Origin of the sequence: Candidatus Binatus sp., assembly GCF_036567905.1 — a bacterium.
GTDB lineage: Bacteria > Desulfobacterota > Binatia > Binatales > Binataceae > Binatus.
Genome location: NZ_DATCTO010000069.1, coordinates 103,324 through 126,055, shown reverse-complemented (window position 1 = coordinate 126,055; position 22,732 = coordinate 103,324). Strand labels below are relative to the sequence as shown.

General features: G+C 63.3%; 20 protein-coding genes. 7 read left to right on the top strand and 13 right to left on the bottom strand.

The genetic code is table 11. The features are described 5' to 3' along the window. The 5 genes from VIO10_RS11320 to VIO10_RS11300 all read left to right on the top strand — a co-directional run. Positions 1-1,322, top strand: a 1,322-nt coding sequence (locus VIO10_RS11320; protein ID WP_331963909.1) for a PQQ-binding-like beta-propeller repeat protein, incomplete at its 5' end; no start/stop codon positions are given. A gap of 62 nt (positions 1,323-1,384) precedes the next feature. Further along, positions 1,385-1,885 (top strand): hypothetical protein, encoded by a 501-nt coding sequence (locus VIO10_RS11315; protein ID WP_331963906.1) that lies wholly within the window; start codon positions 1,385-1,387, stop codon positions 1,883-1,885. Between the two features lie 86 nt (positions 1,886-1,971). Beyond that, positions 1,972-3,261 carry a DUF4010 domain-containing protein gene (locus tag VIO10_RS11310; protein ID WP_331963903.1) on the top strand — a complete coding sequence of 430 codons (1,290 nt, stop codon included), beginning with the start codon at positions 1,972-1,974 and terminating at the stop codon, positions 3,259-3,261. 293 nt (positions 3,262-3,554) lie between these two features. After that, complete coding sequence (locus tag VIO10_RS11305) at positions 3,555-5,306, top strand: glycosyltransferase family 39 protein (protein WP_331963900.1); 1,752 nt, start codon at positions 3,555-3,557, stop codon at positions 5,304-5,306. Between the two features lie 28 nt (positions 5,307-5,334). Next, complete coding sequence (locus VIO10_RS11300; protein ID WP_331963897.1) at positions 5,335-6,666, top strand: NAD(P)/FAD-dependent oxidoreductase; 1,332 nt, start codon at positions 5,335-5,337, stop codon at positions 6,664-6,666. A gap of 309 nt (positions 6,667-6,975) precedes the next feature. Here VIO10_RS11300 and VIO10_RS11295 read toward each other — a convergent pair whose 3' ends face one another. The 9 genes from VIO10_RS11295 to VIO10_RS11255 all read right to left on the bottom strand — a co-directional run bounded on the left by VIO10_RS11295 (position 6,976) and on the right by VIO10_RS11255 (position 15,226). Next, a complete protein-coding gene (locus VIO10_RS11295) occupies positions 6,976-7,197 on the bottom strand; it encodes a dodecin (protein ID WP_331963894.1) in 222 nt (73 codons plus the stop codon). 37 nt (positions 7,198-7,234) lie between these two features. Further along, the gene (acs, locus tag VIO10_RS11290) at positions 7,235-9,190 is read right to left on the bottom strand and encodes an acetate--CoA ligase (RefSeq protein WP_331963891.1); all 1,956 of its coding nucleotides are present in this window, start codon (positions 9,188-9,190) and stop codon (positions 7,235-7,237) included. A 31-nt stretch (positions 9,191-9,221) separates the two neighbouring features. Then, the gene (locus VIO10_RS11285) at positions 9,222-10,676 is read right to left on the bottom strand and encodes a DUF3536 domain-containing protein (RefSeq protein WP_331963888.1); all 1,455 of its coding nucleotides are present in this window, start codon (positions 10,674-10,676) and stop codon (positions 9,222-9,224) included. Positions 10,677-10,888: 212 nt separating this feature from the next. Beyond that, positions 10,889-11,308, bottom strand: a complete 420-nt coding sequence (locus VIO10_RS11280; protein ID WP_331963885.1) for a MaoC/PaaZ C-terminal domain-containing protein — start codon at positions 11,306-11,308, stop codon at positions 10,889-10,891. A gap of 40 nt (positions 11,309-11,348) precedes the next feature. Beyond that, entirely contained in the window at positions 11,349-11,807 is a 459-nt protein-coding gene (locus VIO10_RS11275) for a MaoC family dehydratase N-terminal domain-containing protein (protein WP_331963882.1), read from the bottom strand. Positions 11,808-11,871: 64 nt separating this feature from the next. Next, positions 11,872-12,648, bottom strand: a complete 777-nt coding sequence (locus tag VIO10_RS11270; RefSeq protein ID WP_331963879.1) for a glucose 1-dehydrogenase — start codon at positions 12,646-12,648, stop codon at positions 11,872-11,874. A 264-nt stretch (positions 12,649-12,912) separates the two neighbouring features. Then, complete coding sequence (pfkA, locus tag VIO10_RS11265; RefSeq protein ID WP_331963876.1) at positions 12,913-13,926, bottom strand: 6-phosphofructokinase; 1,014 nt, start codon at positions 13,924-13,926, stop codon at positions 12,913-12,915. A gap of 81 nt (positions 13,927-14,007) precedes the next feature. After that, positions 14,008-14,619: a cation diffusion facilitator family transporter gene (locus VIO10_RS11260; protein ID WP_331963873.1), complete on the bottom strand. Its 612-nt coding sequence runs from the start codon at positions 14,617-14,619 to the stop codon at positions 14,008-14,010. 67 nt (positions 14,620-14,686) lie between these two features. Beyond that, positions 14,687-15,226 (bottom strand): hypothetical protein, encoded by a 540-nt coding sequence (locus VIO10_RS11255; protein ID WP_331963870.1) that lies wholly within the window; start codon positions 15,224-15,226, stop codon positions 14,687-14,689. A 108-nt stretch (positions 15,227-15,334) separates the two neighbouring features. Between VIO10_RS11255 and VIO10_RS11250 the strand changes: the two genes are divergently transcribed. Beyond that, positions 15,335-15,994, top strand: a complete 660-nt coding sequence (locus VIO10_RS11250) for a carbonic anhydrase (RefSeq protein WP_331963867.1) — start codon at positions 15,335-15,337, stop codon at positions 15,992-15,994. A gap of 32 nt (positions 15,995-16,026) precedes the next feature. Here the strand turns inward: VIO10_RS11250 and VIO10_RS11245 are convergent, their stop codons facing one another. Together VIO10_RS11245 and VIO10_RS11240 are read right to left on the bottom strand one after the other, a co-directional pair. Continuing rightward, positions 16,027-16,440, bottom strand: a complete 414-nt coding sequence (locus VIO10_RS11245) for a PKD domain-containing protein (RefSeq protein ID WP_331963864.1) — start codon at positions 16,438-16,440, stop codon at positions 16,027-16,029. Positions 16,441-16,470: 30 nt separating this feature from the next. Next, on the bottom strand, positions 16,471-17,256 hold the full coding sequence (locus VIO10_RS11240; protein WP_331963861.1) for an SDR family NAD(P)-dependent oxidoreductase: 786 nt from the start codon (positions 17,254-17,256) through the stop codon (positions 16,471-16,473). A gap of 143 nt (positions 17,257-17,399) precedes the next feature. Here VIO10_RS11240 and VIO10_RS11235 point away from each other — a divergent pair, with 143 nt between their 5' ends. Then, positions 17,400-18,269 (top strand): alpha/beta hydrolase, encoded by an 870-nt coding sequence (locus VIO10_RS11235; protein WP_331963857.1) that lies wholly within the window; start codon positions 17,400-17,402, stop codon positions 18,267-18,269. Between the two features lie 9 nt (positions 18,270-18,278). On the opposite strand, the gene VIO10_RS11230 is transcribed toward VIO10_RS11235, so the two are convergent. Together VIO10_RS11230 and VIO10_RS11225 are read right to left on the bottom strand one after the other, a co-directional pair. Beyond that, positions 18,279-18,620 carry a hypothetical protein gene (locus tag VIO10_RS11230; RefSeq protein ID WP_331963854.1) on the bottom strand — a complete coding sequence of 114 codons (342 nt, stop codon included), beginning with the start codon at positions 18,618-18,620 and terminating at the stop codon, positions 18,279-18,281. Between the two features lie 157 nt (positions 18,621-18,777). After that, the gene (locus VIO10_RS11225) at positions 18,778-22,635 is read right to left on the bottom strand and encodes a tetratricopeptide repeat protein (RefSeq protein WP_331963851.1); all 3,858 of its coding nucleotides are present in this window, start codon (positions 22,633-22,635) and stop codon (positions 18,778-18,780) included. Between the last annotated feature and the right edge of the window lie 97 nt (positions 22,636-22,732).

Sequence of the window (22,732 nt, the reverse complement as noted above, 5' to 3'; positions counted from 1 at the left end):
CGACCGCGTGCTCACCGCCGGAAGCGATTTCCACCACGACGGTCAACGGCATAGTCCAGTTCGGCGCGCAGGGCGTTCTCGTCAAGGGAAACCTGACCGAATACGAGGACATCACAAACGCGCCCAATACCTTCTGGGGCTCGAATCCGTCCGGCATCGTGAACAATCCCGCGGCCGGCAACGGCGGGGTTTACCAGGGCGCGGCTACGGGATGCACCTGTATCAGCGCGAGCGCCGCCAATATTTCGAGCTTGCAGTATGCCATCCAGGTGAACCCGACCACCGATTGTCCGCCGTGCCCCACTCCTACCGTGACCCCGACCGCGACCGCAACGCCCAAGGTTCGCGGCAGCGCCGAACTCGACTACCTGATGCCGACGGCCGAGGCGACCGTTACGTCGCCGATCGCGCAGTGGACCTTCCAGAGCGACGCGCCGGTCGCCGGACCGATCACGCCGGGAATTCACGGCGAAGCCTATTTCATCACGCGTGACGCGATGCTCCACGCGATCGATTCGCGCGGGCATCAGATTTTCGATCGTCCCGCCGCAACGTCCGCAGTCGTCGTCGCGCCCGACGGCACGATTATCGTGCAAGGCACCACCGATTGGCTCTACGGACTTACGCCTGACGGCGTCCCGCGCTGGAAGGTGCAGGTTGGAGGCGCAGGCGTGCCGCTGGCGGCTGGCGATAGCGCAGCGTATGTCAGCGTCGGCAGCAATCTCGTCTCCGTCAGCTCTGCCGGACAAATCAACTGGAGTATCCCGGCGACCGCGGCTAATGCCGGCGTGATCATCCCCGGCGGAGTCATGATCGCGTCCGAGGGCGGCGATCTGACCGCCTATTCGACGACCGGGTCGCAGCTATGGAGCTTTGCGCCGGCCGGCGGATTCGCTGGTAATCTGGCGCTCGCAGGAAGTACCGTATATTGCGGCTCGCGCACCGGAACTCTGTACGCCGTCGATTCCGACACCGGCGCGCAGGACTGGAGCGTCGCTGGCGCAGGAGCGCCGATAGCAGGACCGGTAATCGATCCGATCGGACAGGCCTACTTCGGAGCCGGAGCGCTCTACGCCGTCGATTCCTCGGGCTCGATACGCTGGAGCTCGAAGGCCTATGCGCCGGGCGCGAACACTCTGGCCGTCGATTCCGCCGGCGACGTGTACGTAGCCGCAGCCGACGGAACGATCACCAAGCTCGGCGCTGACGGCTCGCCCGGATGGTCGTCGCATAGCGCGGGCAAGGTGACGGCGCTCGCGGCGTCGCCGTCGGGCGAGGTTTACGTGGCGTCCGCCGACGGCAGAGTCTCGGCGTTGAAGTAAGCTCGCGCGGCTGCACTTGCGCGCTTGACGCCATTCTCGCTCCCGGTGTCGAATAGTTAGCGATGGATGCAATCGACATAATCAAGCGCCGTCTCAAGGAAGATCGCGTCCCGGAAACTCCCGACGAGATTTCGCGCAAGAAAAAACGCCCGCGCGAAGTCGCCTTCATGGACGTCAACCTGTGCTTCCCGTGCGGCAAATGCCCCGAGTTCTGCCCCGTCCAATGCATCGAGCACCTCGCGCCTGGCTCGGTGCCGGGACGCGGCATGCAGCCGGTGCAGAACCGCTTCCAGGAATGCATCGGATGCTACATCTGCGTCGAGGTATGCGCGCTGCTCACGGACTACGACGCCGTCAGGATGTACGACAGCCGCCTGGTCGAGGAGGCGTTGGGCGTGAAGATCACGGACACGCCGCCGCCCGAGCCGATCCCCGCGCTGCCGTACGAGGAATATTTTTCAGAAGGTGGAGAGTATCGGCATCTCGGCAAAGGATCGCGCATCCGCGAGAAGATGAACGCCGAAGAGCGCGCGATCTTCGCCCGCGAGCGCGTCCGCGGCTGAGCAACGCCCGCGGCAGGGGCCGCGCGCGACAACGGAGCGCGGCCTTAATATTGGGTGCAGGGGTCACCCCTGCTATCCTCCTGTCGATGCCCGAGTTGACCGGCCCCAACTCACCTGCCTTGGGATTCCTGCTCGCGCTGGCGATCGGATTCCTGGTCGGCCGTACGCGAGAACCCGGACCCGACGATCCGCCGCGTCCCGGGATACGCGATTTCCTGATAATCGCGCTGCTCGGCGCGGTCGCGGGCCACGTCGGCAACCCGGCGGTCGCGATCGCATTGTTCGCCGGCACGATCGGCGCCCTGCTCGTGATGCGCGCACAGCATCCGGAGCGCATCGGAATCACCACCGAGCTCGCCGCAGCCGCGACCTTCACCTTGGCCGGCCTGTGCCTTACGCCGGACCGTCAGTTCGGCGCCGGGCTCGGAATCGTGCTCGCGGCGATTCTGGCGGAGCGCGATCAGTTGCGCCACTTTGTGCGCGACGCGATCTCCGACCGCGAATACATCGATACGCTGAGTTTTCTCGGCCTGATTTTCATCATCTACCCGCTGCTGCCGGCCGGCAGCTACGGACCATTCGGATTTTTCGAGCCGCGCAAAATCTGGCTATTCGTAATCCTCGTATCCGGCGTCTCATATGTAGGCTATTTCCTGACCAAGTTTACCGGGAGCGAGCGCGGCGAATTACTCACTGCGATAGTCGGTGCAATCGCCTCGACGACCGCCTATACTGCCGGGATCTCGCGCGCAGTCGCCGACGCGCCGGAGTCTGCCGTGCCGGCGGCCCGCTACTCGCTGATAGCCAATTCGATACTATTCCCGCGGATGCTGCTGCTTGTCGCGGTGGTCAGCCCGACGCTCGCGATCGCCGCGATCCCCGCTTTCGCTGCGATGATGCTCGCGGGTTTCGCCGCCGCCCTGATACTGGCCCCTGCACGATTGAAAAAAGGCGGCACGGTTGCGGATTCCACCTTCCGCAACCCATTTTCGATCCGCCCCGCGCTCGAGTTCGGCGTGGGATTCACGGTCGTGCTGCTGGTTACCCGCGTCGCCAAACATTACGCGGGATACGGCGGCCAGATGGCGGTTTCGGCTATCAGCGGACTGGTGGACGTCGATGCGATCTCGCTGACGCTGGCGTCTTTCGTTCAGGCAGGCACCAGCGCGGCGCGCGACGCAGTGATCGGTCTCACGCTGGCGGCCGGAGTCAACGCGATCTTCAAGTCCGCCGTCGCCGAGACCAGCCATCAGCCGGCCTTCTATTTGCGCCTGATGGCGGGGTTCGCGATCATGTTCGCCGTCGGTGCGGCGGCAATAGTCATTATCGATCCCGCTCGCGTCACCGAACTGGTAAGTCATCTGCAAGTGAACTGACTATGGATCTTATTGTTCATCGATTCAGACGCGGAGAGGAGCGCGAGGGGGGCTGCTCCCCTCGCCGTTCCGGTGAAACCGCCCGCCCTTTGTCATCCCGAGCGGAGTTTGCGGAGTCGAGCGACCAACGCGAAGCGATTTCCTTGTCATCGGGAGCCCTTCGACAGGACTCAAGTCTAACTCCAACTGCCCCTTCGGTATGGCTGAGGGCAGGCTCCGTCGAGGGATCAACGCGAAGCGATTCTCGGCTTCTTGCGCAAGGCGCTGTGCAAAGGCCCATCGGCGCGCCGGGGATGCTCGCGGTGGCAGTTCTCCTGCTCCTTCACGTTTCCGCTTCAATCTGGAGCGCAAGCCGCGAATCGGCCACCTACGACGAAACGACCATCATCCCCGGCGGATACGCGCGGCTGATGCTCCACGACTATCGCCTGACGCCGGTCACCGCGCCGCTGATGCCGATGCTGGCTGGTTTGGCAATCAGCCCGCTTCGCCCCCACCTACCCGTTGAGGAACCCGCATGGAAGAACGGCGACGGTTGGGGTTTCGGCTACTCCTTCCTCTATGGGCAGGGGCAGGGGCGGCTGCTGGTTTGGCGTGCGCGTCTCCCGTTCGTGGCGCTCAGCGCGATACTCGGTCTGGCGGTCTTCCTTTGGGCCAGGCAGCTATGGGGAACTACCTGCGGGTTTGCGGCCCTCTTCCTGTACGCCCTCAATCCCGAACTGCTGGCCCACTCACACTATGCCAACCTTGATCTCGCCATCAGCCTGGTAGCGACCCTCGCCCTATGGGCAGCGTGGAATTTTCTTCGTTCGCCTACGTTTGGCCGCGGCGCTCTGGCCGCCGCCGCCCTGGCCGTAGCGCCAGTCACGAAGTACAGCTTCCCGCTCGTGTTCGTAATGGCGGCCGTGGTGGCGCTCGCGATTCTGCTCGATCACCTCCTCCGGCACGATCACCGCGCGGCGCGCCGCCTTGGCGGGCGGCTGTTGATGCTCACGGGTGCCGTCGCGATCGCATCGTGGCTGGTGCTGTGGGCCGTGTTTGGCTTCAAGGCCGCCAACGGAACAACCCCCGCGCTCAGCTATCCACCGCCGGTCGAGCAGTTGGTAGCGGAGGGGCCGCTGCGCACGGTGCTGGTGGCAGCGCGCGATCACCGCCTACTGCCCGACGGGTTCGTGGATGGGGTCGCGAATATGATTCATCTCCCGCAAACCATCCAGATGTCGTTCCTCTTCGGACGCGCGAAGCCCGGGGGCTGGTGGTACTACTTTCCGGTAGCCCTCCTATTGAAGACGCCGCTCCCGCTTCTGCTGCTGCTCCTCTCGACGCCTTTCATTCGCGGTCCCCAGGCCTACGCCCGGCCCGCTCTCGTCGCCCTCGCCTTGCCCGCCGCAGTTTACTTGGCGCTTGCCATGGCCTTCAGGTTCAACATCGGGTACCGTCATCTTCTGCCACTGCTTCCGCTCCTATGCATCTGGGGCGGTCGGCAGGCGGCCGCTCTTTGGGGCCGACGCGGTCTGCGGCCGATCGCGCTCTTGCTCCTCGGTTGGTACGCAGTGGGCACTTGGCGGGTCGCGCCCCATTTCCTGTCCTTCTTCAACGAACTCGCCGGGGGGCCGACGTACGGCTATCATTACCTCGCCGATTCCAACTGCGACTGGGGCCAGGACTTGGAGGAGCTTGCCCGGCTGTGTCGCCGGCTCGGCCTGCAGCGCGTCAAGTTCAGCTACTTTGGAACCGCCAGTCCCGATGAGGCCGGCGTCCCCTACATTGCGCTGCCGCGTGTGGCTTGCTGCTGGCGCCCGCGACAAGAGACTATGAGCCTGCAGCAGGGAGATGTAGTGGCGGTTAGCGTTACCAACTTGGTGGGCGTCTACACCCGGCTCCCCGGCGCAGACCCCTTGCTGATGAGTGTGGACTTCGACGGCAAGCCGCAGATGATGCCGTTCGCTGACGCGATGGCCTACCTCGACAAACACTACCGGCCCTTTGCTCGCGCCGGCTACTCGATTCTCCTCTTCCGGCTCGAGCCCAAATATCGCATCTGAGAGGGCATCCCTGGGCGGGGACATCGACATGCATGTTGTCATCATCGGCGGCGGGTTCACGGGCCTTGCTGCCGCTTATGAGCTGACCCGCCTTGGAGTCGGAGTAACCGTAGTGGAGCGGGACGCCGAGGTAGGCGGGCTGGCCGGCACGTTCGAGGTGAACGGAGAGCGGCTCGAAAAATTTTACCATCATTGGTTTGTTAATGATTCCGCGATTATGCAACTCGTCAAGGATTTGGGCGGCGAGCAGAATCTGGTTTACCGGCCGACTCGAACCGGGATGTACTTCGCCCACAATTTCTTCAGGCTGAGCGAGCCGCTTGATGTGCTGAGGTTCACGCCCCTGAAGTACGCCGATCGAGTGCGCTTGGGGCTGCTGGTCCTGCGCGCGCGAGCGGTCAAGGACTGGCGAGCGCTGGAGTCTCTTACCGCCCAGCAGTGGCTTTCGCGGTTGGGCGGTGATGCGGTCTACAAAACCGTCTGGGAGCCGCTGTTGCGCGGCAAGTTCGGATCGTACGCGCCCGACGTTTCGGCGGTGTGGTTCTGGAACAAGCTCAAGCTCAGGGGCGGAAGCCGAAACCGGCAAGGAAAGGAAGTGCTGGTCTACTATCGCGGCGGTTTCGCGGCCCTGGCCCGCCAGCTTTCGTCGGCAATCGTTGCGGCCGGCGGTGAGATTAGGACCGCAGTCCAGGCGAGTTCCCTGATAGTCGATGGCAATCGCGTCACCGGCCTCGTGACCTCCCGCGGCGTGATCCAAGCCGACGCGGTAGTTGCGACCCCGGCGCTGCCAATCATTGCCGAACTGCTCGGCCCTCACGTTCCGGCGGGCTACCCGGAGCGGTTGCGCAGGATTCACTACCTCGCAAATCTCTGCCTCGTCCTCGAGCTTGACCGCAGCCTTTCCGAAACTTACTGGCTCAATGTGAACGATCCGAGCTTCCCATTCATAGGTGTCATAGAGCATACCAACTTTGAACCGGCCAAAACCTACGGCGGCCGCCACATAGTCTATCTGTCGAAGTATCTGTCCGAGGATGAGCCGCTCTATCACATGAGTGACCAGGAAGTGCTGGAATACTCACTTCCCCATCTCCGCCGCATGTTCCCGAATCTGACCCGCGACTGGATTCGCCGCCATCATGTTTGGCGCGCCCAGTACGCGCAGCCGATCGTGGTGCGCGGCTACCGCGAGCTCATTCCCCCTGCAAAGACGCCCCTGGGCGGATTCTATATCGCGACGATGGCCCAGATTTACCCGGAAGACCGGGGCACCAACTACGCAGTCAAAGAAGGTAGGGCCATCGCGCGCTCACTCTTTCCCCGACCCCTTCCAACCGGGCCCTTCGAGTACTCAGGGTAAACTCCGCCTGCATCATTGTTTTAACATTGGGTGCAGGGGTCACCCCTGCAAACCCACGGCGGGTTTCACATTCGATTAGTGATTTACCCTGCCCCCTACTCCTCATCATCGCGCAGCTTGGCGAGCACCCGCAGATCCTCGAGCGTCGTCGGGCCGCGCCAGCGCGCCGATTTCCTTGACGACGTGCGCGCGCAATCGTCTGCCAACCGCGGTTCCGATCGTATTCTCCCCGCGGGTAAGAGAAATTGCGCTGCCGCAAACGATCAGGCCGCCGGAGCAGGTAATCAAATCCTTTCCCGAGAGCCCTTTTCAAACCGCGGCGTCGCCCTCCAGCCGGAATCCGATCCGCACTTCCACCTGAAAAGCCGGATCGCCCGCCTTGTTCACCGAACCGCGAATATTATTGACCTCGAACCAGTCGATATTCCGTATAGTCCGGCGGGCCTTGATTAATGCGTTGCGCACCGCCTGCTGGATGCTATCCTCCGACACCCCGACAACCTCGATTATCTTGTACGTCTTATCCGGCATCAGACTCTCCTTAAATTAAGCTCTTCGGTTTTCCTGCTCAGTCATCATCGCGCAGCCTGGCCAGCACCGACAAATCCTCGAGCGTCGTCGTATCGCCAAGCGTATCATCGCCCGACGCGATTTGCCGCAGCAGACGCCGCATGATCTTGCCGCTGCGCGTTTTCGGCAGCGCCTCGGTAAAGCGGACGTCGTCGGGCCGCGCCAGCGCGCCGATTTCCTTGACGACGTGCGCGCGCAATTCGTCGCGCAACCTGCCATCGCCCTTGCGCCCGCCCTCCAGCGTGACGAATGCGACCACGGCCTGTCCCTTCATCTCGTCGGGGCGCCCGACGCACGCGGCCTCCGCAACCGCCGCATGCGAAACCAGCGCGCTTTCGATCTCCATGGTGCCGAGCCGATGGCCCGACACGTTAATCACGTCGTCCACGCGGCCCATGATCCATAAGTAGCCGTCCTGATCGCGCCGCGCGCCGTCGCCGGTGAAATAGGCGCCGTCGATCTGGACAAAGTAATTGTTCTTGTAGCGCTCGGGGTCGCGGTAGATCGTTCGCAGCATCCCGGGCCACGGCTTGCGCACGATCAGCAGGCCGCCCTGGTTGGCGCCGACGCTCTTGCCCTCGCGGGTGACGACGTCGGCCGCGATGCCGGGAAGTGGAAACGTCGCGGAGCCGGGCTTGGTGGCGATCGCGCCGGGCATCGGGCTTATCATGATCCCGCCGGTCTCGGTCTGCCACCACGTATCGACGATTGGGCATCGCTCGCCGCCGATAACTTTGCGGTACCACATCCACGCTTCGGGATTGATCGGCTCGCCGACCGAGCCGAGCAATCTCAGACTGGACAGGTCATGCTTTTTCACCCACGCGTCGCCCCATTTGATGAAGGTCCGTATCGCAGTGGGCGCGGTGTAGAAGATGCTGACGTGGTACTTCGCGATTATCTGCCAGAAGCGATCGTTGCCGGGAAAGTTCGGCGCGCCTTCATACATCACCACCGTCGCGCCCGCGGCCAGCGGCCCGTACACGGTGTAACTGTGGCCTGTAACCCATCCGATATCGGCGGTGCACCAGTAGATGTCGTCCTCCTTCAAGTCGAACACCCACTTCATCGTCATCAGGACATGGGTCAGGTAGCCGCCGGTCGTATGCACGACGCCCTTGGGTTTGCCGGTGGTGCCGCTGGTGTAAAGCGTGTAGAGCGGATGCTCGGCGTCGAGCGCGGCGGCATCGCATCGTGGGCTTTGCGCGGGAACCAGCTCGTCCCACCACAGGTCGCGCCCTTTGCGCATCTCGACCTTGTTGCCGACCCGCTTGAGCACGACGACTTTCCGGATCGATGGAGACTTTTTCAGCGCCTCATCGACATTGTTCTTGAGCTCGACGATTTGCCCGCGGCGCCATCCGCCGTCCGCAGTGATACAGACCTTCGCTTGCGCGTCGTTGATCCGATCGGCCAGCGCTTCGGACGAGAAGCCGGCGAAGACCACCGAATGAATCGCACCGATTCGCGCGCACGCCAGCATCGCGATCGCCGCCTCCGGCACTAGCGGCATGTAGATCGCGACGCGGTCGCCGTCCTTGACGCCGATGCTCTTCAACGCATTGGCGCACCTGCCCACTTCATCGGCGAGCATCTGGTAGGTCAGCACGCGCGAGTCGCCCGGCTCGCCCTCCCAGATCAGCGCGGCTTTGTTGCGGCGCGGGCCGTCGAGATGGCGATCAAGGCAATTGTAGGCGGCGTTGATCGTGCCGCCGACGAACCACTTCGCATGCGGGAAATTCCACTCCAGCGTTTTGTCAAACGGCCGGAACCAATCAAGGTTGCGCGCGCATTCGGCCCAGAACGCCTCCGGGTCGGCGTCAGCGCGCCTGCAGATCGCCTGGTGCTCGTCGAAGCTTTTGACCCACGCGCGCGCGCTAAACTCGGCGGGGGGAGGAAACTTGCGCGATTCGGTCAGCGTCGAATCGATATGAGTCGCTTCGGTCGGAGACATCGCACGAGCACCTGTCGATCAAGCTTGGAGGTCACACGCGACCGCGAGCTTCGCGCGTTTTCAAGCTTAAGTACAGGGTCGCGGCGTCGCCATTCTCGCGCCGGTTCGAATTGATTCCGCGCAGCCGCTCGAGCAGTTCATTTTCGATGCTCGCCGAGTGCTCAGCCGCGAGTTCCACCGCACGCGCCGCCCATCTGAGCACGACGCGCCCCTCCAAGCCTCCGAAATCGTCGAAGAACCACGCGCAGCTGGTGAGCGCCGCCTGCCCCGCGCAAACCATTTCGAACATCCCCAGCAGCGCTTCGCGATTGCTCTCGTCGGCAACCCCGAAGCGCTTGAAGAACTCTTCGTGGACGGCGGGATTCGGATCGATCAGCAAACGGATTGCGTCGCGCAGGATCGCGCCGGGCTCTTTCACAATCGCCGGGGCGAAGCGATCGTAAGTCGCCTCGGCATGGTTTTTCACGAAATCCATCGCGGCGCGAAGCGGCCCGCGCCATTCCTGCGAGGTGTTCGGATCGTGGCGGCATCCGCAGTTCGAGCGCCACCTTTCGACGCCATGCGGACAGCTCCATGAACTGGCGGACGCAATCTCGAATGATCCCGCCGCGGGATGCGCCGCCAGGTAGTCCGCGCAATTGGTGAGCACCACGTCGTCGCGGCGCTCCAGCGCCATCAGGGCGCGCGCCAGCTCCGCGGCGCCGTGTTTATTATGATGGCCAAACGTTTCGCCGTCGGTGGCTAACATCAGCGCGGCGCCGGGCTCCAGCTTGAGCGCGGTGTCGGCAATCCCGTCCGCCAGCCGGGCGCCGTCGGCCAATCCGTTGCCGAAGGAGACGCTGGTGGATAACTCACGGTCGAAGCGGAACACTGCCAGGCTCAAATCGCCCCTGCGCCATTGGAACGGCCCGGCGTTGCGCGACCCGGCGCCCGGGCCGCTGAACTTTCCTTGATCCGACGCGAGCATGACAAACCGGATCCCGGCCGCCGCAATCGACGCAAGCGTGTCGTCATCGGCGGCGCACTCGGGGATCCACATCCCGGCGGGCTTGCGGCCGAATCGGAAAACGAAATCGTCGATACCCCATGCGATCTGCAGCTCGCGATCGCGTGGCGGCAACAGCGGCAAAATCGAATGACTGTACGACTGCGCGATTGCGTTGCCATGGCCGCCGTGCGCATCGGCATACATCGCGTCGGCGCGGATCGTCGCGCGATACGCGGCCTTGCCGTGCGTCTGCAGCCATCCGGCCAGCGTCGGCCCGACATCGAAGCTCAGCGACTCGTAATTATTGCGAACGTGAACGACCGCCCCTTGCATCGTGTGGGCATGAGCGTTGGCCGTGTAACATTCGCTCAAGATTCGCTCGTTCCAGTTCGGAAACGGGGCAGCGCCATGCTCAGGACCGATCAAACCCGTCCATGGGCTCTCGCGCGGCGGCTGATAAAAATGGCCGTGGACTATGATGTACTTGGGTTCCCCCATCAAAGACTATGTTGCGCCTCCAAGCCGGCCTGCGAAAGCCCACCCGCCCAGCCAGAGTAAAACTTATCCGTCTTCTTTGCTGGATTCTGCCCAGCTTATCAAGCGAAAGAGCAAACTTAAGCGCTAACTATCCACAATCCTTGAACAATTCCATCCACAGGCAGGCGCCAAGCCCTGCACCCTTCCCTTTGCTCTCCTGACCGGGGTGCTGCCTACGCGCAGGCGGCGCGGAAGCTGCCGCGAATCGCGGGCTCGCCCTTTTGATTGAGCACGATCAAGTCGCCCTCGATCTGCTTCTCGCCGTCCTTCTCGAGCTTGTTGGTGACTTTGCCGGTGCAGGTGACGACGTCACCGGGCCATACCCGCGTGGCGAAGCGCACCTGGAAGCGGCGCACGTTGCCGACGCCGGCGTAATCGGTGACGGCCTTCGAGAGCAGGCCCGCGGTGAACATCCCCTGCGCGAAGACGGTCGGGATTCCGGCCGCCTCGACAAAGGTCTGATCGTAATGCAGTGGGACGAAGTCGCCTGACGCGCCCGCATAGCGGACGAAATCGGGACGGGTCACGCCTCTGATCTCGATTTTTGGAATCTCGTCGCCGACTTTGATCGAATCGAATTTGAGTTTTGCCATTTTGATCTTCCGATTGAATCGTTTTGCGCGGGCCGCCCGATTACGCTTTGACCGCTTGTCCGGTCTCGATCAGCGTTGAGCGCGCAATCGCGACTTTCTCGCCCTTCTGGTTGGTGTACTCGGTTTCCGTGATCAGCAGCGTCATCTTGCCGCCGCGACCGCCTTCCTTCTCGAGCACGTCGGCGACTTTGGAAACGCCGGTCAGCGTGTCGCCGACAAAGATTGGCTTGAAGAATTCGAACTCCTGCTCGCCGTGCAGGATACGGCGCAAGTCGAAGCCGCCGAAGCCGGGGCTGGAGCTCTCGTCGGTCCAAAACGCGCTGGTCTGCAGAAACGTGACCGGTACGGGGATTCCGCCCATTTCCTTCTTCGCCAGTTCCGGGTCGAAGTAGAGCGGATTGGGGTCTTTGATCGCGCGGGCGAACTCGCGGACCTTGCTCCAATCGACGTGCATCTTGAATGGTTTGCCGGTTTTCCCGACGGCGCTCTTGTCAGCCATATCAATCAACCTCTCTCGCTAGGGTCGAGGGAATTACTTACTGTTGCTCGATCGGTTTGTCCACTTACTCGGAAATTCGCATGCCTTCGCCGCCGTCGATAATCAGCAGCGCGCCGGTAACGTAGCTCGACGCGTCGGACGCAAGAAAGATGCACGGGTAGGCGATTTCCTCGACGCGGCCGAAGCGCTGCAGCGCGCGCGATCGCGCAACCATCTCCTTGACCTTTGGATTTGGCCATACGCGCGGCGCGGCGCCTTCGGTATCGATCGGGCCGGGCGCGATGCAGTTGACACGGATGCCCATCGAGCCCCATTCGCTGGCGTGAGAAACAGTCAGGTTGATGACGCCCGCTTTTGACGCGCCGTACGGAAGCATAAAGGGCGAACCATGCACGCCCGCAGTCGAAGAGATATTGACGATCGAGCCGGGGCTCTTCTGCTCGATGAATTGGCGGGCCGCCGCCTTGGAGCAGAAGAACACGCCGTCGAGATTGATTCCGACCACCGCGCGCCATCCGTTGGGCGAGAGATTCAACGACGGCGCCGCGATGCTGGCGCCGTGATTGTTAATCAGCACGTCGAGACGGCCGAACTGCCTGACCGCCTCCGCCACCATCTTGTCGCATTGCTCGGCGTCGCGGACGTCGACCTGGGTCATCTCGCATTTGCCGCCTGCCTTGCGAATTTCGTCGCGCACGCGCTCGAGGTTTTCGAGCTTGCGGCTGGCGATCAGCACCGGCGCACCGCGCAGCGCGAACTCCTTGGCGATCGACTCGCCGATTCCGGTCCCGCCGCCGGTCACGATCGTAACTTTGCCTTCGACACTGAATGGATTGTTCAAAATGAAAATTTCCTCCCGGAGGTTTCGCTGAGATTTATCGCATTGTTGCGACGCGATGGCGAGAGGCGCAGACGCGGAACTTAATCGTAGGTGAAACCCGCCGTGGATTTGCAGGGGTAACCCCTGCACCTTAGTATCAAGAAAAGATGCGGCCGGAGTTTAGCCTGAGCGAAGTCGTAGGGGCCTGTTAGAACTTTTTTGTGTCACTCCGAGCGCCGCGGAAGTGGCGTGGGACGCGGCAGCTTAACTGGGACGAGGCAAGACTCAGGTGGAGAGCTGATGGACGAGATCGATCAGCAATGGGTCCAGCAGGCGGCGCCGATTGACCGCCTCGCCTAGCGGAACGCAAACAATCGCGCCCCGCTCCTCGCCAATTAGTGAAGGCACGGCGCCGTCGAGAATGGCCTTGACGGCGCCGGCGCCCATCCGGCTCGCCAGCAAGCGGTCCCTGGCCGTGGGCGCTCCGCCGCGCTGGACGTGGCCGATCACAACCACGCGCGCCTGCATGTGCAGTCTGGCGGTAAGCGCCTCGGCGACCGGGATGACGCCCCCGGTGCGCGGTCCCTCCGAGACCACGACAATCGTCGAGCGTTTGCCGCGGCGATGGCTGTCTTCGACACGATCGCAGATGTCGTCGAGGTTGAACGGAATCTCGGGGACGACGACCGCCTTGGCGCCAGCACCGAGAGCAACCGCCAATGCGATAAAACCCGAGTCCCGGCCCATCACCTCGACACAAAAGACGCGTTCGTAGGCGAATGCGGTGTCCCGAATGCGATCGATCGCATCGAGCGCGGTGTTGACCGCGGTGTCGAAGCCGATTGAGTAGTCGGTGCCGGGGATGTCGTTGTCGATCGAGGCCGGGATGACGAAGACCGGAATGCCCGTTTCGGCGCCGAAGATTGTCGCGCCGATCATCGAGCCCTCGCCGCCGACGACGATGAGCGCCTCGATTTGGTGACGTTTCAAGTTGCGGGCTGCCAGCCCTCGGGCAGCGGGAGTGCGGAACTCGACCGAGCGCGAGGTCTCCAGGAAGGTCCCGCCGCGCTGGATTACGTTGGCGACGGAACGACTGCCCAGCGGCTCGGCCAGGTCGCGGATCAGGCCCTCGTAGCCGCGTCTGAAACCAATCACCTCGATTCCGGCGACCGTCGCACTGCGGACCACGGCGCGAATGGCGGCGTTCATCCCGGGAGCGTCGCCGCCGGCAGTGATAATTGCAATTCGGCGGGGGCGCGAGCCGGTCAGGTCGGAAGATTCATTGTTGCCATCGTCCATGGGAATGGGGAGCGACGCGCGTCACTCCACTATCGAGACTACCGAGCGGGACGAGCAGAACCAACCTCAGGCGGGTAGTGTCTAATTCGAGGCGATGATCCGCCACGCATGAATCGTGATGAGGACGATGATTACCACCGATGCAAGCGCGATGAGCGGATCGGCAATCGAAAAGCCTAGATAAACCAGCAGCGCGCTCAACACCACGGCAAGGCTCACGAACGCATCGATCAGGGCGTGGTCGCCGTCCGCCATCAAAGCTGCGTTGTTTATCGCGCGTCCCGTCCGGGTGCGGATTTGAGCGGCTGTCCAGTTACCGATTGCTCCGACCACGCCACCCGCAGCCAGCACGAGCAAGTGATCTGGGGGGCGGCCGCCTGCGACGCGCCTTATGGCCTCAATTCCCGCAGCCACCGCACTTACGAGGATTGCACCAAGAACAAATAGTTCCGCGTTGCGCGATGCGCGCCGGGAGGGTCGAACAAACGATATTGCGAGCGGTACGGCCGTCAGCGCGTCGCCGGTGTTGTGAATTAAGTCGGTTAGCAGAGCAACGCTTCCGGTCAGAAAAAAAATGACGGCTTGGACGGCGCTGGTTGTCGCAAGAACGGTCAACGAGAGCAGGACGGCTCGCAATCCTACTCTCCTATCTGTGTCGTTAGACTGACACTCCTGCGGTTGGTTCTGCGGCATTGTTCAAGTCTTCAATCGACGATTGCCGATCCGTCGCGTCGGCGGCCCTCGCGGGCGCCGTCCGCTATCAGGGCAGCCGCGAGGCTTGCATGCGTTCGAGCGCAAGCCTGGCCTCTTCCGAGGCGTCGCTGACAACGGCGCTGTTGTTGTCTGCCGCCTTTCTATAATGGTTGACGGCGGCGACTTTGTTGCCGAGCGCCTCGTAGGTGCGCGCCACGTTGACCTCGGCTCGGGGGTCAGTGCGGCAGGCCGAGAGCGCATCCTGGTAATATCCGAGCGCCTTGGAGAAGTCGCCGGCGGCAAAGCGGTCGCCGCCGCGCTGGCTCGCAGCCGTTTCGACGCCTTTGTCGCATCCGCCCGGAGAAGACGCCGCGGCGCCGGGTGTGTAGCCCTGATTCTGATTCACCTGGAGGGCTTCGATCTCCTGTTGCTGATGCTCGAGCTGCTCCTGTTGCTGTTGAACCAACAGCTTGGTGGCGTCGATCTGATCGCCCATGCATCCCGCACCGATGAGAGCGAAGACGCCGAGCACGAGCGCAAACAGGATTCGCCTCGCCGGGTTGGTCACGGGTATGGAAACTACGCTGGTGCTGGATTTATGTCGCATCGCTACCAATACTGGCGAATAGCCGCGCCGTGTCAATGCCGAAGTGCGAAGCGTTCGAAACCGTAAAACAGACAGGGAGAAGCGACGGTGATTCGACATAAGAGAATCATGCTGAGAATATCGATGGTGCTGGCTTTGGCCGCGCTGTCGATCGCTACGACACGCGCGGCAATAGCCGCGGCCCACGAGCCTACGCTGAGTGCCGAGCAGGCGCTCAAGCTGCTGCTCGAGGGCAATCAGCGTTTCGTTGCCGGCAAGCTGGAACATCCCAATCAGACGCCGGCGCGGCGCGCCGAACTGGCCAGGGGACAGCATCCGTTCGCCGCGGTGCTGGCATGCTCGGATTCGCGGACGCCGCCCGAGATAATTTTTGACCGCGGACTTGGCGATATATTCACCGCGCGGGTGGCGGGCAACAGCGCCGACCAGGTGGTAATCGAAAGCCTCGACTACTCGGTCAAGCATCTCGGCGTGCGGGTGGTGATGGTACTGGGGCATCGCCGATGCGGCGCGGTGACCGCCGCAGTCGAGAGTTATGATAACGAAAACGTCGGCCCGATGCTCAAAGAGTTGTACCCGGCGGTGCGCGCAACCCGTGGCATGCCGGGCGATCCGGTCGAAAATGCGGTGCGCGAGAATGTGAAGCTGGTGATGAAAAATCTTGCCGCTTCGCAGGCGCTGTCGGCGATGGTCAAATCGGGCGAGCTGAAGATTGTCGGCGGCATTTACGATCTCGACACGGGCACGATCGAGATGCTGAAGGACTAGCGTTTTTCAGTCACCCGCGGCGCGCGGCGCTGCTAGCGCGCGGGCTGCGTCACGACCACGCCTGCGAGCGATGACGCGGAATGGCCGTCCGCCGTGGTCGCAGTCACAGTGACCACGTAGCTGCCGGGCTTGGTGTAGGTGTGGAACATCGCGGTCGGCGGCAGCGTCGAGACTTGTCCATCGCCGAAATTCCATATGAAGGATTGGAGCACGGTCTCCGGATTGGCGCTCGACAGGATGAAGCCAACGGTCAGCGGCGCCGGCCCGTATCCAGGCACCGGTAAAAGCTGAATCTGCGCAATTGCAGGCAGCATCATGGGCGACGGCGTCGCAGTCGGGACCTGCGCCAGCGCGGAAGAACTCAATCCGCCCAGAGCCAGTGATGCAACGACAAACGCCGCGATCAAGCAGTTACGAGTCAATGTCGTTGGCGATTCGATGCCCACGCCTTTTTCACTTTTCCACTTTATCACTGGTCACTGCATGACGATTCCGCCGTCGGGATGCAGAATCGATCCGGTGTAGTAGCGGCCGTCTTCGCCGGCGAGGAACAGCGCGGTGTTGGCGACATCGACCGGCTCGCCCATCCGATTCATCGGCACGCGCTGCATCAGCGGCGAAAGGTCGGGCATCTGCTGAAGCTCGGCGGTCATCGGAGTCTTGATGAAGCCGGGGCCGATCGCGTTGGCAGTGATATTGAACGGCGCCAACTCGGTGGCGAGCACCCGCGTCAGCATCCAGACGCCCGCCTTGCTGACCGAATATTCGCCGGCGCCCGGGAGCGGGATTCGCGCTGCGGCAGAGGCGATATTTATGATGCGTCCGCCGTTGCCCGCCTTGATCATCGCGTCGGCGCAGGCGCGATCGGTCAGGAACACGCCGTCAAGGTTGACGCTGAGAACCTTGCGCCAGTTGGCAAAGGACTTGTTGCTCAGAAAGGCGACGTCGGGCTGGCCTTCTTCACCATAGTGCGCGTGTGAAATTCCTGCCGCTGCGACCACGATGTTCACGCTGCCGAACTCCTTGACCATCTGCGCCACCATCGCATTGACCTGCGCCTCGTCGCTGGTATCGACCTGATACGCGGTCGAGCTGCGGCCGAGCTTTTTAACCGCGGCGGCGGTTTCCTCGGCGGCGGCGAAATGGCGATCGGCAACGAAGACGTTGGCGCCCTCTTCGGCGAATCGAATCGCGGTCGCGCGTCCGATTCCGCTGGCGCCGCCGGTGATCAGTGCGTTTTTGTTTTCGAGTCTGAGCGCCATCAAAGATACTCCCTGGCAACGGTTCTCGTGCGGTTGTTAGCACGAGGGGACGGCGCGCTTCCAGCAAGCGAGCAACCAACCCGGCGCAATCGCGCGCATGAAAATCTATGCTCGCGATTCGGGGTCGAATAGAATTGCCGGCTATGGCACAAGAGCAAGCGGCTACCGTGCTAACGGAGCCGACCCACCGATACCTCGAGGTTGAAGGACTCAAGCTTCATTATCTGGATTGGGGCGGCGATCCCGACAAACGCACTTTCATTCTGCTCCACGGCGGCGCGGCGCATGCGCATTGGTGGGACGGCGTCGCTCCGATGCTGACCGCATACGGGCGCGTGCTCGCGCTTGATTTTCGCGGTCATGGGCGCAGCCAGTGGGCGGATTCAAGGAACTACGGGCCGCCGGCGTATCTGAAAGACGTCCGTGGCCTAATCGACAGCCTCGGCACGCGCGTGGTGCTGGTTGGACATTCGATGGGCGGGGTGGTCGCGCAGTGGGTGGCCGTCACGCATCCGGAGTTGCTCGACGCGCTGGTCATGGTAGATGCGCCGCACGGAGGGCCGCCGCTGTTTCGCCGACTGATGTGGCGATGGCGCCGGCGATCGCACGGCGGCGTTCGTCCCGAGCTGCGCTCGGCCCGCGACATCATCCGCAAGTTTCGCCTGCACCCGCCCGAAACGAATCTGACGCGGTTGGAAATCGAGCGGCTCGCGTTGCTCGGCGCCGAGCAGCTGCCCAGTGGCGCGTGGGCGTTTCGCTTCGATCCGCAGACGCGGGCCTGGCGCAAGCATGGCAACCGGATGACCAGGCCGAAGCTGAAGCAGATCACGATGCCGACGCTGCTGCTGCGCGGCGATCAGAGCGGTATGGTGAGCCGGTCGCACGTTGCGCGGATGCATCGGAAGATTCGCGGATCGGTGCTGAAGGAAATTCCGCGCGCGTTCCATCACGTGCCGCTGGACAATCCCGGCGATACCGCGGCAGCGATTATCGAGTTCGTCGGGAAGCTATAGCCGGCGGCGTCACGCGCGGAGCAGAAAGTCGCTCAGGTCCATCGCGTATTCGCCGTCGCTGAGCGTCATCGACTTGGGCGAGCGCTTGAGCATCAGGCGCGAGATGTCCTGCTCCTTGGGCAGCAGGTAGACGATGTCCCCGGAACCCATCGAAAATATGCGCACGCGCTCTTCGCCGCGGCGTTCCTGTCCGGCGACCTCGTAGGAGCTGACGTGAAATACGAAGCCGCGGGCGCGCACCAGGACACCATCGGTTTGCTCGACGACGCCCACGAAAATCCGGGTGTTGTCGTCTTTGAAGAGCCTGCGATCGATGAGGACGATCCGGTCGCCCTCGCCCATTGCCGCCATCGTGCGTTCCTCCTGTGCTCCGCTGATTAGCCCGGGCGGGATTCTAGTTGATCGCGAAGGCTAACACGACGCGCCAAGATCTATAGCTGGGCAGTGGGTCACTGACCCATTGCCCAGCTATCTTCATCCGACCCCAACCGCCGGCGTTGAACAACCATCAAGCGCTCAGTTGCGTCTCGCCCTGGGCGGCAGTCCATCCCCGCACGACGTCGCTCAGTTCGCGAGCTCGAATCAGGTCGAGCCCGAAGCGAATCGGCAACGAACGCGGCAACGCCTCGACCGCCTCGCGGCCACCGGGGCGTGCCGCAAGCCGGTCGAGCAGGCGCGAGGTCACGGTCCGGCGCTGGCCGCGCAGGTATTGGTCGTTGTACATCCTGACGATCAACTCGGCCGCCAGCCGCACCGCATCCGACATGTTCATCGAATTGTCCGCAAACTGATCGAGCGCCTGCTTGAGCGGGAACTGATCGGGATTCCATACCGCGACCGAACCCGCGCGCATCAGCGTCTCGATACCCGGGGCGGCGAACGAGTAGCCCCATCCCGCCAGCTTGGTGCTGGCCGTAGCCAGCTCGACCGGATCGAGATTGCCCGCCTGCGCACGCGCCTGCAACGCAGCCTCCGTCCAGACGCGGCGCACCCCGAACTCGGTCTTGGCGAGATCGGCAAGGATCATGTCGTCGGTCCACAGCACGTGCCCGGGCATCGAGGCGATCACGATGCTCTCGGCGCCATGGCGGCCGAAGAAATTGATCAGGCGCTCACGGCGTTCATGATCGATCGAAGCAAGCACCGCACCCTCGCGCACGCGGCAGACCGACTGCAACGCATCCGCGAGCCCCTTCAACTGAACGTCGGCGCGCTTGCCGTCGTTGCCGTTGCTGGTGAGCGACGCGGAAAATCCGGGCGGCAGGCGCAGCAGGGTATCCTCGAACGCGAGCCGCCGAAGTTCGGCCAGGGTGGCCTGCGAGATGACGAACTGGCGCGGCCAGCTCGGCAGCAGGCTGAGCCGTCCGAGCATGCACAGGGTGGCGATCGCGGTAAGATCGAGCACCACCGCATTGGCGCGCTCGAAGGCTCCCAGAGCGGCCGCGAGTTCCTCGGGCGAGCCGGTGCAGCACTTCAGCGGCGCCCCGGGGCGCTGCGCCAGGGTGAACATGGTTTGCAGATCGTTGAGGTTGATCCGCTCCGCGACCGCGTGGATCGGAACCGGCTTGCTGGCGTAGGTGAGTTCGGCCCGTTTGATAACGTCCTCGCGCTTGCCGTTGACGGCGGCATTGCCCTTCCCAGTCCCGTTGCCATTGCTTGCTTCGAACATCGAGTCGAAGCTGTCATTCATTTCGCTCCACGGAATCGCGTCGGCGCGCACGTAGCTGACTTCGATTTCGGCCTGGCCGGGAAACCGCGCCTGCCAGTTGACGAGACAATCCATGTACCGGTAGGCGTACTTGCTGAGCATCTGCTTGACCGTCGCTTGGCGGCGGCTGAAGCGGCCTTCGGGCAGCTGAAATTTCTCGCCGGCCCGCTTGCCCTTGACGGCGCGCGTCATCGGATGTTGCGGGCCGTACTCATCGAGCGCCTCGTCAGCGTCGTTGGCATCCTCGAGCAGGATCCAGCGTTCGGTGTTGGAATTCTCCTCGACAAAACTGAGCGCGGCGCCGGGCCCGGCGGTATCGAAGTCGGGTATGTGCGGCATCGGGCCAACCGGCCCGAGCGCGGCCATGTATGCGCGATGCGAATCGACGCTGTCACCCTGGTGGCGCAGCAATTCGTAAGCGTAGGCAAGAGCCTCGTTGGCGCGGCCACCGTCGCGCATGAATTGCACGGCCGCGCGGCCGAGCGCAGGGGGAATTTCCCGCGCCGAGGGCATCGCATTGGGGTCGGTAACGACCAGATCGGTCTTGCCCAGACGAGCCGCAACGATCGAGCGCCGCAGTCGGAGCAGCCGGTCGTCGGGATGTTCGCGCAGCAGATCCTCGAGTCCGGCCAAGGCCGCTTCGGGATCGTTGCGTTCGAGCTTGTCGAGTTGATTGGCGCTTGCGCCGGCGTCGATAGCTTGTTCGGGATGCAACTGGCGCGAGATCTCGCTCACGATGTCTTCGCGGCCGAGCCGGCTTGCGCAATCCAGCAGCCGACGCGTGTCGATGCCGGTGCTGCCGGCGGGCGCGAGCGTCTGCCACAGCGGCAGCGCGTCGCGATAGCGCCCCAAATCATGGAGCAACGCGGCCAGCTTGCGCCGGCTGTCGGCGGCGGTGTCGGGCCCGATCTCGGACAGAGCCTCGTCGGCAAACCTGGAGGCCTGATCGAACTTGCCCTGGGCCAAACGAAGATTGGCGCGCAAGGTCTGCATCGTGACCTTGGGCAGGCGCTCCTCGGAAATCGACGCCAACAGCGCGTCGGCGTCGTGATAACGCTCGAGCATGGCAAGCGCTTCGACCGCGGAATCGACGGCGAAGGGAAGATCGCCGGCGGGAATCGCCTCCGGCCGCGAGATCGAGCGCATCAGCAGCTCGGTGGCCTCCTGCAAATCGCCGGGTTCGTCGCGCTCGCGGAGCGTGACCGCCAGATGGTAATCGATGTCGTCGCGACCGCCCACGGAGGCGGCGCGGCGCAGCACCTCGACCGCCTCGGTCAGGCTGCCGCGCGATCGCAAAACAATTCCGTACTCGCACAGGCCGTTGGCATCCTCGCGCTGCAAGCCGTGCGCCTGTTCGATATCCTTGCCGGCGCCGTCGGTGTCGCGCAGCGCGATTCGTGCCTGCGCGCGTCCCATCAACGCCTGCACTTCGCTGGACGCCAGATGTTCGGCCTGCGCCAGCGCGAGCGCCTGAGTGAAGCAGCTTTCGGCTTCGCGCACGCGGCTGCCGTCGTTTTGCGCTGACGCCTCGGTCGAGCCGGCCCCGCCGGCTTCCAGTTCATTGAGTAGAATCGCCTGTCCCAGGACCAGCCACGGGATCGAATTATTCGGCAACGCGGTGCTGGCGAGGCGCGCATAACGCTCGGCGCGATCGAAGTGCGCGTCCAGCAGCGCGCGGCGCGCCATTACGACCGCGACTTCCGGATCGGATGCGAGTTCGGGTGCGACGTTTTCTTCAAGCGCCCGGGCATCGAGCGACTTGGGCGCATTGTTCAGCCACAGCGCAACCGCGCGGCCGCTGGAGGGAAACTGCATGCGCAGCTTGTCGGCCAGAGCGAATGCACGTTCGTGCTCACCGAGCAGTTCGTGGGCGAGCGCCTCGTTGGTGCAGGCATTCTCCTCGTCGGGCTGCAACGATTTCGCCGCGATGAAAAGCATCGCCGATTTGCGCGGCTCACCTTCCTTCAGCCACGCGGCGCCAAGATACGAGAGCACGCGGAACTTGTGGATGTTCGACAGCTGGCTCCACTTCTGCTCGCGCAGTCTGAGCAGCGCGAGCCGGGCCAACTGATATTGGCGGCTCTCGAGAAGCGTCGCGGCGGCGGAGATCTCCTCTCCCAGCGCATCGGAAGGTCCCGCCGCCGCGGGCTCGCATCGAGCCTCGAGATGAACCACCGCATCGGCCCGGGTCAGAGCCTGGCGCTTGGCGACGGTCCCGAAATCGGTGAGGATCTGAGGATATTCGTCGAGCAGTTCCTCGATGTCGTCCCAAGTCAGGACCTCGATCGCCAGGATGCCGTCTTTGCGGTTCGCACGGTTGAGTTCAAACAACGAACGCTGCAAGCCCTCGGGCTTGGCGGCCGTAGTCGCGATCACGAAGCGCCCGATTGGGAGCTTCAGGCTCGCGGCCCGGTCAACAGCGTCCTTGATCTCGGCGAGCGTCAGGTCGTTTTGCGAAGTGCGGAGCTCGCACTTGACGGCGGCGAGTTGCGGGCGTCCGCTGATCTCGATGAGGTTGATTCCCTTCTCGGCGCGTTTGGGGTCGCGGAAGCGCTCGAGCTGAGGAAGCTGCCAATGACGCCTCAGGAGTTTGAGACAGAGTCTTTCGAACTCGTCTGCGCTCCTGGGCAGCGGATATTCGGGGGCGAATTTTGCCATAGTGTAACATTGCCTAACACAATGTCGGCTGCGTAGGAAGCCCCTCAAAGGTCGTGGCGGGCAATAATCACTTTCGGCACACAAATGCCGCTGATAA